The sequence below is a fragment of the Agrobacterium sp. A3-95 genome, from assembly GCF_053521785.1.
This window is the reverse complement of record NZ_JBNWDR010000018.1, coordinates 25,999-41,258: the sequence shown is the minus strand read 5'-3', so window position 1 is coordinate 41,258 and position 15,260 is coordinate 25,999. Positions and strand designations below refer to the sequence as shown.

Annotated in this window: 14 protein-coding genes; 9 read left to right on the top strand and 5 right to left on the bottom strand. The window is 56.1% G+C overall.

Going from position 1 to position 15,260, the window contains the following annotated elements:
* Positions 1 to 647: 647 nt before the first annotated feature.
* Complete coding sequence (locus tag ACQZ5Y_RS27805) at positions 648 to 1,544, bottom strand: LysR family transcriptional regulator (protein WP_003515217.1); 897 nt, start codon at positions 1,542 to 1,544, stop codon at positions 648 to 650.
* 105 nt (positions 1,545 to 1,649) lie between these two features.
* Here ACQZ5Y_RS27805 and ACQZ5Y_RS27800 point away from each other — a divergent pair, with 105 nt between their 5' ends.
* The 9 genes from ACQZ5Y_RS27800 (at position 1,650) to ACQZ5Y_RS27760 (ending at position 11,266) form a co-directional block, all read left to right on the top strand.
* Positions 1,650 to 2,732: a 4-oxalomesaconate tautomerase gene (locus ACQZ5Y_RS27800; protein ID WP_174049444.1), complete on the top strand. Its 1,083-nt coding sequence runs from the start codon at positions 1,650 to 1,652 to the stop codon at positions 2,730 to 2,732.
* 48 nt (positions 2,733 to 2,780) lie between these two features.
* The gene (locus tag ACQZ5Y_RS27795) at positions 2,781 to 3,782 is read left to right on the top strand and encodes an ABC transporter substrate-binding protein (RefSeq protein WP_003515219.1); all 1,002 of its coding nucleotides are present in this window, start codon (positions 2,781 to 2,783) and stop codon (positions 3,780 to 3,782) included.
* Positions 3,783 to 3,791: 9 nt separating this feature from the next.
* Positions 3,792 to 4,613, top strand: coding sequence for an ABC transporter ATP-binding protein (locus tag ACQZ5Y_RS27790; RefSeq protein WP_013636075.1), 822 nt, complete (start codon positions 3,792 to 3,794; stop codon positions 4,611 to 4,613).
* Positions 4,600 to 5,376, top strand: a complete 777-nt coding sequence (locus tag ACQZ5Y_RS27785) for an ABC transporter permease (RefSeq protein ID WP_003515221.1) — start codon at positions 4,600 to 4,602, stop codon at positions 5,374 to 5,376. Before ACQZ5Y_RS27790 ends, ACQZ5Y_RS27785 begins: the two co-directional genes overlap by 14 nt.
* Positions 5,377 to 5,608: 232 nt before the next feature.
* The gene (locus ACQZ5Y_RS27780; protein WP_065687379.1) at positions 5,609 to 6,718 is read left to right on the top strand and encodes a PAS domain-containing protein; all 1,110 of its coding nucleotides are present in this window, start codon (positions 5,609 to 5,611) and stop codon (positions 6,716 to 6,718) included.
* 11 nt (positions 6,719 to 6,729) lie between these two features.
* On the top strand, positions 6,730 to 7,155 hold the full coding sequence (locus ACQZ5Y_RS27775; RefSeq protein WP_003515224.1) for a response regulator: 426 nt from the start codon (positions 6,730 to 6,732) through the stop codon (positions 7,153 to 7,155).
* A 27-nt stretch (positions 7,156 to 7,182) separates the two neighbouring features.
* Positions 7,183 to 9,501, top strand: coding sequence for a GAF domain-containing protein (locus ACQZ5Y_RS27770; protein ID WP_448782563.1), 2,319 nt, complete (start codon positions 7,183 to 7,185; stop codon positions 9,499 to 9,501).
* A complete protein-coding gene (locus ACQZ5Y_RS27765) occupies positions 9,498 to 9,881 on the top strand; it encodes a response regulator (RefSeq protein WP_025593416.1) in 384 nt (127 codons plus the stop codon). Before ACQZ5Y_RS27770 ends, ACQZ5Y_RS27765 begins: the two co-directional genes overlap by 4 nt.
* Before the next feature lie 224 nt (positions 9,882 to 10,105).
* Complete coding sequence (locus tag ACQZ5Y_RS27760) at positions 10,106 to 11,266, top strand: glucoamylase family protein (protein WP_003515227.1); 1,161 nt, start codon at positions 10,106 to 10,108, stop codon at positions 11,264 to 11,266.
* Between the two features lie 160 nt (positions 11,267 to 11,426).
* Here the strand turns inward: ACQZ5Y_RS27760 and ACQZ5Y_RS27755 are convergent, their stop codons facing one another.
* From ACQZ5Y_RS27755 to ACQZ5Y_RS27740, 4 genes are all read right to left on the bottom strand, one after another.
* Positions 11,427 to 11,822, bottom strand: coding sequence for a c-type cytochrome (locus ACQZ5Y_RS27755; protein ID WP_174049447.1), 396 nt, complete (start codon positions 11,820 to 11,822; stop codon positions 11,427 to 11,429).
* 68 nt (positions 11,823 to 11,890) lie between these two features.
* The gene (locus ACQZ5Y_RS27750) at positions 11,891 to 12,451 is read right to left on the bottom strand and encodes a gluconate 2-dehydrogenase subunit 3 family protein (protein ID WP_112959057.1); all 561 of its coding nucleotides are present in this window, start codon (positions 12,449 to 12,451) and stop codon (positions 11,891 to 11,893) included.
* Positions 12,451 to 14,136, bottom strand: coding sequence for a GMC oxidoreductase (locus ACQZ5Y_RS27745; RefSeq protein ID WP_174049448.1), 1,686 nt, complete (start codon positions 14,134 to 14,136; stop codon positions 12,451 to 12,453). The genes ACQZ5Y_RS27750 and ACQZ5Y_RS27745 overlap by 1 nt, the downstream gene beginning before the upstream one ends.
* A 153-nt stretch (positions 14,137 to 14,289) precedes the next feature.
* Positions 14,290 to 15,144 carry a sugar phosphate isomerase/epimerase family protein gene (locus tag ACQZ5Y_RS27740; protein ID WP_025593424.1) on the bottom strand — a complete coding sequence of 285 codons (855 nt, stop codon included), beginning with the start codon at positions 15,142 to 15,144 and terminating at the stop codon, positions 14,290 to 14,292.
* Positions 15,145 to 15,260: the final 116 nt, after the last annotated feature.

The window sequence follows — 15,260 nt, the reverse complement described above, 5'->3', positions numbered from 1 at the left end:
GTGATCAATCCCATCCGCAATCTCCCCGGTATCATTCAGGTCCGGGGAGTGTGACATTCCAACTTTGCAGAAACAGGACACTTTAACTTTGCGGCTACATACGATAATCGCATAAGATAGATTATGGAACTTGTACCGATTGAAATGTCTTGCGTTTTCAGTCCAAATGACCGTTTGGGCAACCTTCAGAACTCGTTTTGAACCTTATCTGGTTGTTGCGTTATCGCACTGGGTCGAAGCGTAACGCATCCTTTCGCTCTAAACAAAACACCACTCAATTTCCGCCTCACATTATTGCCTCAAGGGATACTGATGGAGGTCGCTCTTGCTGCGAGTATGCCTTGTCAGTCGATAAGCAGGCTATGATCTTTAACCATATCTACATTGTACGGTTGATCAGTATTGAGCTTGCTGACGTCAATCGGCGCGGCGCACGTCGCCGTTTCCTTCAACAGCCAAAATGGCAACAGCAAAACCCATATCTATGACCCAGAACGCCAAGGCGGTCCGCTATTAGAAGAGCCGGTAAGGCGGCGTGACGACGCAACCATGTCTGAGAAGACGGCGTCACCCTCGCCCGTTTCTCGACCTTCCACCAGGTGACGTCAGACCCGGGCCCTTCGCGGCAAGATACACGATTGTGAACCCTAAGGCGTTTTCCAGGTCTTCAACAGCATTTCCACGAATTTCTCCGCGGCGGGAGATAAGGCGCTGCTTCTTCTTTGCACGATACCGATGGTTCGGGAGACCACGGGATTAACGATCGGCCGCGTAACGAGGAAAGGATGGTCATCCTGTGGGGTAGCCAGTCGCGGCAACACGGAAATCCCCAACCCAGCCTCCACCAGGCCAAGCGACGTGTTGAGATGGGTCACCTCGTAGAACCAGTTCAGCTTTAGATTGTGCCGCGCGAGTGCGCCATCCAGAAGCGTTCTATTGCCGCTGGAGCGATCGACGACAACCAGCGGGTAAGGCTCCAGTTGATTCCATTGGATCGTTTCGAAAGCCGCCAGAGGATGGTCTTTCCGCATCGCCAGCACAAACGGGTCATCGATGAGAGGTTCGAATGCCAGGTCTGGATCAGAATTACCCATGAGGTTTATCCCGAACTCCACCTCGCCTCGCGCAACCGCCTGCAGCCCCTCGTTTGCCGTAAGGTCTCTGATACGCAGCCTAATATGCGGATATTGCTTGCTAAATGTTTTGATCACGGTGGGTAGAAAATAAAACGCTGCGGTTGGAACGCAGGCCATCGTGATGAGGCCGCGCCGATGTGCACCATCTTTCATCGCAAAAAGCGATCCGTCGAACTCCTCCAGCATGCGTCGGACAAGCGGCATTACCTCCTGACCCATCGCTGTCGGGGCAACGTGGCGTGTGGTCCTTTCCAGGAGTGGCGCGCCAATGGCCTGTTCCAGTTTCTGGATGCGCCGGGTAAGCGCCGGTTGCGAAATATGCAACGCGTCGGCAGCCCTATGAAAACTTTCAAGCTCAACTACTGCTTGAAATGCTCTTAGATCCAGAATTTCGCAATTGATGCTCATATCGCAATAATACCTCCAAACATTGCATTTAACAGATTAGATTCTTTTGCTCATATTGCAACAACAAGGCGGATTGATCCACCAAATGCAAGATTGAGGCGACAAATGAACGACCTGCTTAAGATACCCTGTGTGCTGATGCGCGGTGGAACATCTCGTGGACCGTTCTTCCTGGCGTCTGACCTTCCGCGTAATCGAGCGGAACGGGATGCGGCACTTTTGTCCATCATGGGTTCCGGTCATCCACTGCAGATAGACGGGATAGGAGGCGGCAATCCGGTCACCTCGAAAGTGGCGATCATAGATCCTTCCACCGTTGAAGGCGCAGACATCGACTATCTGTTCGCACAGGTTCGTACCGACAGGCAGTATGTCGACTATTCGCCCAATTGCGGAAATATGCTGGCCGCGGTCGGTCCCTTTGCGATCGAAGCGGGACTTGTGGAGGCTCGGGGAAGCGATACCGTTGTTCGCATCCACAACGTGAACACCGGAAAATTGATCGAGGCAAAGGTGCCGACGCGTGGTCGCGAAGTAATTTATCTCGGAGACGCATCCATCGACGGCGTTCCGGGTCTGGCTGCACCGATCGCCCTGACTTTCGTGGATGCGGCGGGTGCGAAAACCGGAAAACTGTTGCCCACCGGAAACCCTGTCGACACGGTTGAGGGAATAGATGTGACAGCGATAGACTGCGCAATTCCGATGGTCCTCATGCGTGCGGGAGACCTCGGCGTCACGGGATATGAAGATCCGCAAACGCTGACTTCCAATAGCGATCTCATCGAACGATTGACCCGCATACGCATTCAGGCAGGCAAATTGATGGGGATGGGGAATGTAACGGATATGGTCATACCAAAACCCGTGATCGTAGCGCCGGCCCGCAAGGGAGGCACTCTGTCTGTCCGGTACTTCATGCCCAATGAGTGCCACCCTGCCCTGGCAACGACCGGCGCCGTTGGCATAGCAACCGCAGCGATCACGGAAGGCTCCGTGGCATTTGAACAAGCGGGAAATCGATCTGTTCCGACCCAGATCTGCATCGAGCATCCCGCCGGTCGGCTGGACGTGCAACTTGAGATGCGGAACGGAGCAATAACAGCCGGGCTTGTGAGAACGGCCCGCAGACTTTTCGAAGGCTTTGCCTTCGCCAAGCCAAACGCTGCGATTGAAGACGCAGCCTAGACAAAGCCATACTGGCTCAAAACATAGCAAAACTGGGAGGAGACCCTCATGCGTAAATACTTGCTTGCAACAGCGGCGCTCTGTGCGCTGGCAGCGTCGGCAAATGCAGAATCCGTCAGAATGAGTGTTGGTTCGTACAACCTCAACAACCTGCCTTTTCCGGTGGCGGCCAGCCTCGGCTTCTACAAGGACGAGGGCCTTGAGGTGACGACCGAGAACTTTGCCCAAGGCGGTTCGAAAGTCCTGCAGGCGCTCGTCGCAGGGTCCACGGATGTAGCCGTCGGTTTCTACGATCACACGATCCAGATGCAGTCCCAGAACAAGCACGTGGTTGGCTTCGTCCAGCTTGCCCGCAATTCCGGGCTGGTTCTCGCAGGAAAGAACGATACGGACTTCGATCCGGCAAAACCTGAAACCATCAAGGGCAAAAAGGTCGGGATCACCTCGCCCGGGTCTTCGTCCGATTTCTTCATTCGTTATTACATGAAGCAGCACAATTTGAGCGACAACGACATCGCCATCATCGGCGTTGGCTCTGGCGCTGCTGCTGTTGCCGCTCTGCAGCAGGGCAAGATTGACCTGTTGGTCAATTACGATCCGGCTGCGACGATCGTGGTTGAGCGTGGTCTTGGCAAGATTTTGATCGATGCCCGCAGCGATCAGGGCGCCAAGGATGTCTACGGCGGGATCTACCCCACCTCCGTCTTGTATGCGACGCAGGAATACATCGATGCACATCCCGAGGTGATTCAGAAGGTTACCAATGCCACGGTAAAGGCGCTGCATTGGATGAAGGAGCATTCGGCCGAGGAAATCGTTGCAAAGCTTCCCGATGATTTCGTGTCCGGCGACAAGCAGACCTACATCAAGGCCGTCGAAGCCGCCAAGGCGATCTTCTCCGAAGATGGAACCTTCAACCAGGCCGATCTGGAAACCCCGTTGGCGGTTTTGAAAAGCTTCAACGACGCAGTCGCGAAGGCCACGATCGATCTCAACACGACCTACACCAACAAGTTCGTCGAGGCTGCGGCTTCGAAGGGCGTAAACTGAGGGTCTTCAATGTCTTTGCCAATTAGAAAGCTAGAACCCGTGGCGGAACTCAATCTTCAGCCAATGGTGGCAATCGAGAACGTAACAATGGCCTTTGGCGCGTTCGTTGCGGTCCAGGATGTGAACCTGAAAGTTGGAGATGGTGAGTTTCTCTCGATTGTCGGCCCAACCGGATGCGGCAAGTCCACCATTCTCAATGCCATCGCGGGTTTGCTGAAACCGGCGCAGGGAAAGGTCTCCATCGATGGTTCGGCCGTGCAGGGCGTGCAGAACAACATCGGATATCTCTTCCAGCAGGATGCGCTGCTTCCCTGGAAAACGGCCTATCAGAATGTCGAGCTTGGCCTGCTGTTCCGCGGCGTATCCGAACATGAGCGCCGTACCAAAGTTCTGGCCTGGCTGGAAAAAGTTGGCCTGAAGGGGTTTGAAGAGCGCTTTCCGCATCAACTTTCAGGCGGACAGCGCAAACGTGTCCAGATGGCGCAGGCGCTTATAACCGAGCCGAAGGTCATCCTGATGGACGAGCCCTTCTCCGCACTCGACATTCACACGCGCCACCTTATGCAGAATGAACTCCTGAGATTGTGGCAAGAGGATCGCCGTGCAGTGGTCATGATCACGCACGATCTCGAAGAGGCGATTGCACTCGGCGACCGGGTTGTCGTCCTTGCCGCCGGCCCCAAGAGCCGGGTTATCGAGAGCTTCCCGGTTGATCTGGAACGGCCCCGCAACGTGGCCGAAATCAAGCTCGATCCGAAATTCATGACCCTATATCGCGATATATGGGCGTCTTTGCGCGGCGAAGTGGAGAAAAGCTATGCAAGCCGTTAATGTTCGCATCATCCAGATCGTGCTTCTGGTCGTGCTCCTGGGTGGGTGGCAACTCGGGGTAAGCTCCGGGGCGATCGACCGCTTCTTCTTCCCGGCACCCATCGACATCGTCAAGCAGGTCATCACCTGGGTTGCCGATGCCGGCTTTTACAAACATGTCGGTATCACCTTGAGTGAAACGGTTCTCGGTTACCTCATCGGTACAGGTCTCGGCGTCGGCGCCGGTGTCTGGCTGGGCCTCAGTCCCTTCGTGGCCCGTGTGTTGGATCCGTTCATCAAGGCCGTGAATGCCATCCCGCGTGTGGTCCTCGCGCCAATTTTCGTCCTTTGGCTGGGGCTTGGCCTCTGGTCAAAGGTCGCTCTTGCGGTCACCCTCGTCTTCTTCGTGACGTTCTTCAACGCTATGCAAGGTGTTCGCGAAGTAAACCCCGTCGTGCTTTCCAACACGCGCATTCTCGGTGCAAAGCGCTCTGATCTCTTGCGTCATGTTTATTTTCCGGCGGCAGCCAGCTGGATTCTGTCGTCGCTGCGCACATCCGTCGGATTTGCGGTGGTTGGCGCGATCATCGGCGAATATCTCGGGTCTTCCGCAGGCCTCGGTTACCTGATCGCCCGTTCGGAAGGTAACTTCGACGCGGTCGGCGTTTTCGCCGGTATCATCATTCTCGCCATTTTTGTTCTCGTCATCGATCTCATTCTCGATGTCGCCGAGAGAAAGCTAATCACCTGGAGGCCGAACGCGGGCGAAGAACGGCCTGCTTGAGGTTTCGACCCAGTCTCACATCAAGCGGGGCGGCCAATTGGTCGCCCCGTTTTTGTTCTACTGACGTCATCAGGCCGATCTCTCGGCTATCGGACGCCGACAGACCTGCTCACGGACAATATGCAAAAAGATGGTGGATCCCCTACCCTGTAAAACAGGAATAATTCACTTTTTCGTTGGAACCAAATTCCCATTCACACATTTTAGGGGACCGTTACCTTCAGGACCTTGCATGAAAGATAATGATCTCCTCCGGCAGGATGCCCAAGACGCTGGAGAGCGTCTAGTATCTGGCCACGCTTCTGAAGATCCGTTTGCGGCAGCCTTCAAGGCCACCCGCATGCCCATGATCATCACAAATCCACTCCTCAACGACAATCCAATCATCTTCTGCAATGCTGCTTTCAGCAGATTGACGGGCTATTCCGCCGAAGAGCTGGTTGGTCAAAATTGTCGTCTGCTCCAGGGTCCAGACACGGATCCTGGCTCAGTTACGAAGCTGCGTGAGGCAATCGCAGCCGAGCAGGATTTGGCGATCGACATCCTTAATTATCGCAAGGACGGATCAGAGTTTTGGAATGCTCTCTTCGTAAGTCCTGTTCGCGATGCTTCCGGAACCGTCATCTATTTTTTCGCCTCGCAACTCGACTTCACCGATATCAAGAGCAAGGAAGCCGAACTCGCTCGCGCCCGCCACATCGCGGAGGGAGAGGTGGCGCTGCGAACGGCGGATTTGACTGAGGCATTGCGGGCAAAAACAACCCTCGTCCACGAAGTTGATCATCGCGTAAAAAACAACCTCCTGACAATCGCCTCAATCGTGAAGCTTCAGGCGCGGATGACTGACAATGATGTTGTCGAGCGCACATTGATGTCTGTGCTGAACAGGGTCGAAGCACTCAGCACCGTCCAGCGCAAGCTTCTGAACGATGAAGATGTAGGGCATTTCGATGTCGCAGATTTTGCCAATACATTGATGCTCGACAAGATCGGAGCCTTGAAGCGAACCGACATCATCCTCACCACCGATCTTCATGAGGTGGTGGTTCCGGCGACCAAGGCCTCCCCCCTTGCCTTGATCATCAACGAACTCATCGGCGACGCCATTCGCAGAGGATTGAAGGACCGTGGCGGGCAATTGCACCTGGAGGTCAAGCGCCTCAACGGCCACTTCCTTGTCAGGGTTGCCGATACCGTCACGCCGGGCGAAGTGGACAAGGAAGAAGCAGCCTTTAGCAAAAAGATGCTGGAAGCATGCGTAAAACAATTGCGTGCTACGATAGTTCGGACGGTTGAAGGTAGCCTCTCGGATGTTCGTGTCACGCTTTCTGTAAAAGACTGAAAGGATCTCCTGTGAAAATCTTGATCGTAGAGGACGAAGCTCTGCTGGCGATGGAACTTGAAAGCGAAGTGGAAGACGCCGGACACGAGATTGTGGGGATCGCTGCCGACAGCAAGGAAGCTATCGAACTTGCCAACAAGGCACTGCCGCAATTCGCATTTGTAGACATTCAATTGCTGGATGGTCCAACGGGCATAGAAGTCGGCCGATATCTTTCCTCGAGCTCCATCCCCTATGTTTTTGTTTCGGGTAACCTGAAGAGAATACCTGAGGACTTTGCGGGCGCACTTGGAGCGATCGAGAAACCCTACACGATGAACGGTTTGCAAAATGCCTTGCAGTTCATTGAAGGCATCGTTATTGGCGCAGAGCGTTCCGCTACCCCTCCTCCCAGCCTTGTTGTTTCGCCCAAACTGCTTGCCGCCTTGTCGGCTTGACCAACGCCGCCCCTGTGCGGATAAGGATTGACCTTGAATTCACCGTCGGAACGCATTGACGCAGTTCGAAACTCTGGGCTGCTTGATGTCCAGAGCCCACCCGAATTCCAGGATATTATCGAGGTCGTCAAAACCGGCCTGAAATGCCCAGTGGCTTTGATCTCCATTCTGGACGAGCACCGGCAGGTTTTCATCGCTCATGTCGGGTTGCCACCCAAATGGGCTGAAGCAGCGGAAACGCCACTCACGCATTCATTCTGTCAGCATGTGGTTCGCGACAGACAGCCTTTGATCATCGGGGATGCGACGGTTCATGATCTCGTTAGAAATAATCTGGCCATAACCGATCTGGGCGTGATCTCCTACATGGGAGTGCCTGTAACCCTCCCTGATGGCATGGTGATCGGCGCGCTCGCAGCAATCGATGGAGAACCACGCACATGGACGGAAAGCGAGCTGCAGTTACTGAACCAGATCGGAAGGGTCGCCTCGAACCAGATTGCGACCTTCCTTTCCGAGCGGCGCTGGGGTGCGCTTTTCCAGCAATTGGAGGAAGGCATCGTCGTAGGATCGGTGATCCGTGACGTCGACGGAACGATTGTCGATTGGCGGTACGAGACGGTCAATCCCGCATGGAGCAGTCTTCTTGGATTACCAGGCGATAATGTGCCTGGTCGAACCATGCGCGAACTCTTTCCAGAATTCGAGAATGAGTGGGTTTCCGATGTGGTGGAGGCCGTCGAGACCCAACAAAGCAAGCGTTTCACCCGCAAGATCGGATCGATGGACCGGTGGTTTGACGGCTATGTTCAAGCCACTGGTGAAGACGCGTTCGTCATCATGTTTGTTGAAGTTACTGATCGTATGCAAGCCCAGGAGGCTTTACGCGACAGCGAAACGAAGCTTCGCCTGATCGTCGAAGGCGCCAAAGACTATATTATCATGACGATCGATGAAGACCAGCGCATTACAAGCTGGTTTGGTGGAGCGCAGGAGACATTTGGCTGGTCGGAAGCCGAGATGCTCGGACGGCCGTTTGAGTCGATTTTTACTGAGGAGGACCGGGCAGCCGGCGTTCCTGCGGCTGAAGTGAGCAGAGCCACGTCCGAAGGGGTTGCACCCGACCGCCGATGGCACCTCGCTGCCGATGGCTCCAGCATCTTTCTGGACGGCACGATCCGGCCGATGTCCAACCATTCGTCGCCCAAGGTCCCGGGATATATCAAGGTCGCACGCAACGCCACCGCTCAAAAACTGTCGGAGGACAGGCAGCTTGCATTCCTGGAACTCGGCGAAAAGATCCGCGAGCTGGATACTGTTGCGGAAGTGGCATTTGCCGCCGCCGAGATTTTGGCACGGAGTCTGAGAGGCGCGACGCGGGCGGGCTACGGCATCGTTGATCCTATCGCCGAGACGGTGCAGATGCTTCCCGACTGGTGTGCGGAGGGAATGTTCACCGTCGCGGGGCTCCATCATTTCAGGAATTACGGATCCTACATCCAGGATTTGAAGCGCGGCGAGACGGTCATCATACCCGATGTGGCGACAGATCCGAGAACCTCCGCTTCAGCCGAGCTTCTACACTCATTAGGCATCTCCGTCCTCGTGAATGTGCCAATCATCGAAAGAGGTGCATTCGCGGGGGTCATGTTCGTACACTACGACAAGCCGCATGAATTCTCGTCCGAGGAGCGTGATTTTGTGCGTGCGATAGCGGACCGGACGCGTGAGGCGATCTCGAGGATTCGGGCCGAGCAGGAACAGCAGGTTCTCAATCACGAGATCAGCCACCGGCTCAAAAACACGATGGCCATGGTCCAGGCGATTGCGACACAGACGCTTCGCCCCGTCACCGACAGAGCCCCTGTCCAAGCCTTCACGAGCAGATTACGCGCGCTTTCCAATGCGCATGAGGTTCTCCTCAATCAGGACTGGTCGTCGGCGCGCATGGTGGCAGTGATCGATTCCGTGCTTCGCCAACTTTCTCTTCCCGAGCGATACCGCATATCGGGCACCGACATGGAAATCGGGCCAAGGACTGCGCTATCGCTGGCTCTCCTGATGCACGAGCTTGGCACAAACGCCTTGAAATACGGAGCCTGGTCTTCTGATGCCGGAACCGTCGTTATTTCATGGACGATAGAAGATGCAGGCGGCGAGAACGCGCTTGTTCTGGAATGGAAGGAGCAGGACGGCCCGCCGGTGACCGCTCCATCGGGTAAAGGTTTCGGATCGAAGCTCATCCAGCTTGGTCTGATGGGTACAGGCGGTGTCGAGGTAAATTTTGATCCTGACGGCCTGCGGGTAACGATGCAGGGACTGGTTTCCCATTTGAGACAGTCATGATGACCGTGACCTCGAATGCTGCCGATGTGGCAACAATACTCGTCGTCGAGGATGAGCCGCTGCTACGCCTTGCCGCCGTGGATCTGGTTGAAACCGCAGGATACACAGCGCTCGCTGCGGCAGATGCTACGGAGGCGGTCAATATCCTTGAGGCACGCGCAGACATACGAATTGTTTTCACTGATATCGATATGCCACGCGGCGTCGACGGCCTGCAACTGGCAGCCATTGTTCGTGACAGGTGGCCCCCTATCAAAGTTATCCTGGTTTCCGGCCATCTCGAAGATCCCGGTCATATGATCGCGGCAGATACGGCTTTCTTTACGAAACCCTACTGCGAAGAGCAGATCGTGGAGACGATAAGACAGATGCTGCGGTAGCTGAGAATTTTTGCGGCTACCGGCATTCACCGCTCCGCTTGAAATTTGGAGATGGTGACAGAGTCGGATAAGGCTTGGCAGTCGATCTGCCGACTGATTGCCGCTGGTCGCTGAGGTTGGAATTGACGGACAAATTACCTGCTGAACTTGATGGTTTGCATCGCAATACCTTTGAATATTTCTGGTCCGGGAGCCACCCGGAGAGTGGCCTACCGCGGGATCGTATGCGATCCGATGGTCTTTCGATCCATGAAATCGCGTCGGTCTCCGGTATCGGGTTTGGTTTTCTTTCGCTCATCGTTGGTGTCCGCCGTTCTTGGATAACCGAACAGGAAGCCATCGCCCGGGCGAGCCGGATGTTGAGATCGCTGGCAAGTGTGAAGCGTTTTCATGGCGCCTTCCCTCACTTCATCGATGCGTCCAGCGGAAGAACGATACCCTTCGCGAAATTCGACGACGGCGGAGATCTCGTTGAAACCGCTCTTCTGGTTCAGGCGCTGATCTGCGTCAGGCAGTTTTTTGGCGCGCAGACATCCTCCGAAATCGATTTACGCCGGTCCATAAATGAAATCGTCGAGACGGTGGAGTGGGGCTGGTTTACCAGGGGAAAGCCCGGGCCGCTGTTCTGGCATTGGAGCCGTCGGTATGCCTGGGCGAAAAACTTGCCGATTGTGGGCTGGAACGAGGCCCTCGTCTGTTATGTGCTCGCGGCGGGTTCAACGACGCATGCAATCAGCGCCGAGTCTTATCATTCCGGATGGGCAAGCGATGGCGAAATCCGGAACGGATCGATGTATCTCGGTGTTCGGCTGCCGCTTGGCCAGCCGTATGGAGGACCGCTTTTCCTGTCCCACTATTCCTTCTGCACACTCGATCCGCGCGGTCTCGGCGACGTTTATTGTCACGACTATCTGGAGCAGGTTCACGCGCATTGCATGATCAATTACCGCTATTGCCGCACGCGTTACCCAAGTGAGGCCGGGTGGGGTCTGTCTGCGTGTGATGGGCCAAAGGGCTATGTCGTAAATTCTCCGACCGACGATGACGGCATCATTGCGACAACGGCAGCCCTCTCTAGCATGCCCTTCTTTTCTCATCGGTCACGCGAGGCGGCTTTGCGTTTTCTGCAATGGAACAATGGTGCACTCATCGGCCGCTTTGGCCTCATGGATTCATTCCAGCCCTCAACCGGCTGGGTGTCCGGAACGCATCTTGCGATCAATCAAGGGCCTGTTGTTGCGATGATGGAAAACTATCGCAGCGGCCTGATCTGGGATTTATTCATGAACGCACCGGAGGTGAAAAACGGCTTGGCCAAACTGGGCTTCCATCAGGACAAGTCGTTCGAAAAGTCGAGCCTGCAGGAAGGACGGACCGACCCCTGAGAACCGGTGTTTGAGTACCGCAAATGCATCCTTGAAGACAACGCCGGAAGGCCTTGGCAATTCCTTGGCAAGGCCTTCGGCGCGCAGGATATGCTAGGGTAAAGTCGTGGTCATCGTCTCAAAACTGCGGGAGTTTTGATGTTCGATAAACGGCGTGCTGTCATTCGGCTGGTTTCGAAGACGCGCTTTCGATGTAGGCGATAAGATTATCCAGTTCTTCCGGTTTGCTGATGCCCGCCAAGGCCATCTTGTTTCCGGGGATTTTCTTCTTGGGAGCGCTGAGAAAGTCTCGCAGTTCCTCCGGTGTCCACACCAGCCCTTCCTCGCCTGCTTTCTTCATCGCATTCGAGTAATTATAGTCCGGATCGCCGCCCGCAGTGCGGCCGATGATCCCGTTAAGCTGCGGGCCGACCTTGTTTTTCGCGCCCTCGCCGATGGCGTGACAGGCGGAACAGCGCTTGAAGGCCGCCTCCCCCTTTGCAACATCGCCCTCTGAAAAAGCGGGAATGGCGCTTGCTGCCAGCATTGCCGCCGTGATGATCATTCTCTTGCGCATCGTGTCATCCTTGTTCTGCCGTATGAACGCGCCCGCCTGCGAATGCAGGCGGGCGGCTTGTTCTCAATTCAGGTCGTGCCCCAGGCGGGCGTACCCTTCTTGTAGGGAACGCAGGTCTCAAAGCCGCCGGGGATTTCGTCGTAAACGAGAACCTCGGTGGCGCCGATCTTCGAGGTGAAGAAACCGAGCAGCGTCAGCTGCTTGACGAGTGTGAAGGGATGCGGTGCGGTCGGTGTCTGTTCCGCCCGGGCCTGTTTGTCCAGCGCAGAAATCAGCGTCTGCCGCTCCTGCGACGTCAGCTCCAGAAACGCCTTCTTGTATTCCGTCCGGCTGCGTTTTTCGATGTCAGCCATAGCGGAGAGGAAGAGTTTCCGCTGTTCGCCCGTGTAACAATCGGCCGCATAGACTGCCATGAATGCGCCAACGGCAGCGTCCTTCGCACCCGGGGTGGATGTGCGAGGGATAATCGTTTCAGCCACCTCGTCCAGAAGCCGGATTTCCTCCGGGCTGAACACGTGGACGTCGCCGGCAGGCTTGGCGGCGTTTTCCGCCGCAGTGACCACGTCAGCGCCGATCAACGGAAGACCGGAGGCAATGGCTATCAGTTTCAGCAGTTCACGTCTGTTCATCACAGGTTACCCTTCTTGCGTTCGGAAACGGCAAATTCGGCGGCACGCGCCGTCAGCGCCATGTAGGTGAGCGACGGGTTAACGCAGGAGGCCGAAGTCATGCAGGCACCGTCAGTGACAAAGACGTTCGGCGCATCCCAGACTTGGTTGTTGACATTGAGCACGGAAGTTTTGGGGTCGCGTCCCATGCGGGCCGTACCCATTTCATGGATACCCATGCCCGGCGCATAGCTACCCCTCGACGGTTTGACGTTCTTGATGCCGACCGCTTCGAACATCTCGACTGCGTCATTGACCATGTCTTCGCGCATATCGAGTTCGTTCTGCTTCATCTCGACATTCATCGACAGGACCGGCAGGCCCCATTTGTCCTTCTTGTCGTGGTCCAGCTTCACGCGGTTCTCGTGATAAGGCAGCATTTCACCGAAGGCAGTCATGCCGATAGTCCAGGCGCCCGGCTGGGTCAGTGCTTCCTTGTAGTCGGCTCCGATGTTGAGTTCGGCGATTTCCCGCTCCCAGCGCGAACGGCTGGCGGATCCCTGATAACCGAAACCGCGCAGATAGCTCCGCTTGTCGTCGCCGGTGTTGCGGAAACGGGGAATATAGAATCCCGCCGGGCGGCGGCCCTTGAAATAAAACTCTTCGAAACCTTCCACCTCGCCGGTGGCGCCCATGCGGAAATGGTGGTCCATCACATTGTGGCCGAGTTCGCCCGAGCTGCTGCCGAGCCCTCCCTCCCACACGTCGGTGGCCGAGTTCATCAGAACCCAGGTCGAGTTGAGCGTCGAAGCGTTGAGGAAGATCACATCGGCGGTGTATTCATAGGTCAGGTTCGTTTCGGCATCGATGATTTCGACACCGCGCGCCTTCTTCTTGTCCTTGTCGTAAAGGATTTCCTTGACGATGGAGAAAGGCCGGAGCGTAAGATTTCCGGTGGCGACTGCCGCCGGCAGGGTCGATGACTGCGTGCTGAAATAGCCGCCGAAAGGACAGCCCAACCGGCACTTGTTGCGGAACTGGCAGCGCGTGCGCTCCTGATCGGGAAGTTCCTGGGTGATGTTGGCGCAGCGCGAATTGATGAGGTGTCGCGTGCCTTTAAAGGCGGTTTTCAACCGGCGTGCCACATCCTCTTCAACGCAATTCAGCGGAATAGGCGGCAGGAATTCACCATCAGGAAGAATGTCCAGGCCTTCGCGGCTGCCGGAAATGCCGGCGAAACGCTCGACGTAATCATACCAGGGAGCAATGTCCTGATAACGGATCGGCCAGTCAACGGCGATCCCTTCTTTGGCATTGGCCTCGAAATCGGTCTGCGACCAGCGGTAGGTCTGGCGTCCCCACAGCAGCGAACGGCCGCCGACGTGATAACCACGGAACCAGTCGAAACGCTTTTCTTCGACATAGGGCGTTTCCTGCTCGTCGGCCCACATGCCGAGCGTGGCCTCTTCCAGCAGATAGTCGCGGCTGAGCACCGGATACTTCGCCTTCATCTCCTGCGTGGCGCGGTTGCGATGGGGATAGTCCCAGGCTTCCTTGTCGGCATTCTGATAGTCGGTAATGTGCTCGATGTTTCTGCCGCGCTCCAGCAGCAGAACCTTCAGGCCTTTTTCCGTGAGTTCCTTTGCAGCCCAGCCTCCACTTATGCCTGAACCGACAACAATCGCATCATAATGATTGTCCGCCATGATAACTCCTCCGATTGGTACTTGGGTAAAAAGTCGACGAGACAATGCGCTCCCCGTCGCAACGCGGCGGAAACTTCATCATGCGTCTGTCGAACCTTATGCGCCCCGGCGAAACCGGCCGCCGGGGTGCGGTTCTGGTTTTACTGGTAGTGTTTACTGAATGGTCGGCAGGCGCTCGCTCAGGAACGCGTTGCCCTTGGTCACGACCGCTTCGGCATCGAGCGGAAGGTCGTGTTCAAGGATGAACCATTGTGCACCGGCATGTTTGGCCGCCGGCAGGATCGTCTTCCAGTCGAGAACGCCGGTGCCAATCGTTGCAAAGCCGCGCTCGTTTTCGGCCGTGCCGGCCGGTGCATTGTCCTTGGCGTGGATTGCAAAAACCCGACCGTTCAGAGTGCCGAGGAACTCAGCCGGATCATTGCCGCTGCGCGCCACCCAGGCGACGTCGAGTTCGCTCTGCAGTTTCGGGCCTGCGGCGTCGAGCAGCAGTTCAAGCGCCGTCTTGCCGTCGAACTTGACCATTTCAAAATCATGGTTGTGATAGGCCATGGAGAGGCCAGCCGCGGAAAGCTTGTCGGCATATCCGCCAAGTTCCTTGCCGAAGGCTGTCCAGCCTGCAGCGTCCTTAGGGCGGTCTTCGGGCTTGAGGAACGGCACGGTCACGACCGGATTGCCGACAGCCTTCTGCTCGGTGATGACCTCGTCGAGATTGCCGCGAAGCTTGTCGATCGGCACATGCGAGGAAATGACCTTGATCTTGTGCTTTTCCAGAAGCGCGTTCAGCTCGCTGGCGCTGACCTTCTGCATATCCACCGTTTCCACGGCGGAAACGCCCGCGCGGTTGAGGATGGCAAGCTGCTCCTCAAGCGTTCCGGCGTTGCGCAGTGTGTACATCTGCGCGGCAATCGGCAGCGTCTTGCTGTCATCGGCAAAAACCGGATTTGCGAAACCGGCCGCCAGTCCGACGACGAATGCCATCTTTGCGAATTTTGACTTGAACGTTTTCAAACGCGTGACTCCCTTTCCGTTTGATCAATATGACGACACGCCTGCCCGTGCTCTTCCGAACAATTAGTCGGGTAATGCTGGGCACAACCTCCGATGCCCTGCGTCGTCAGTCCCCG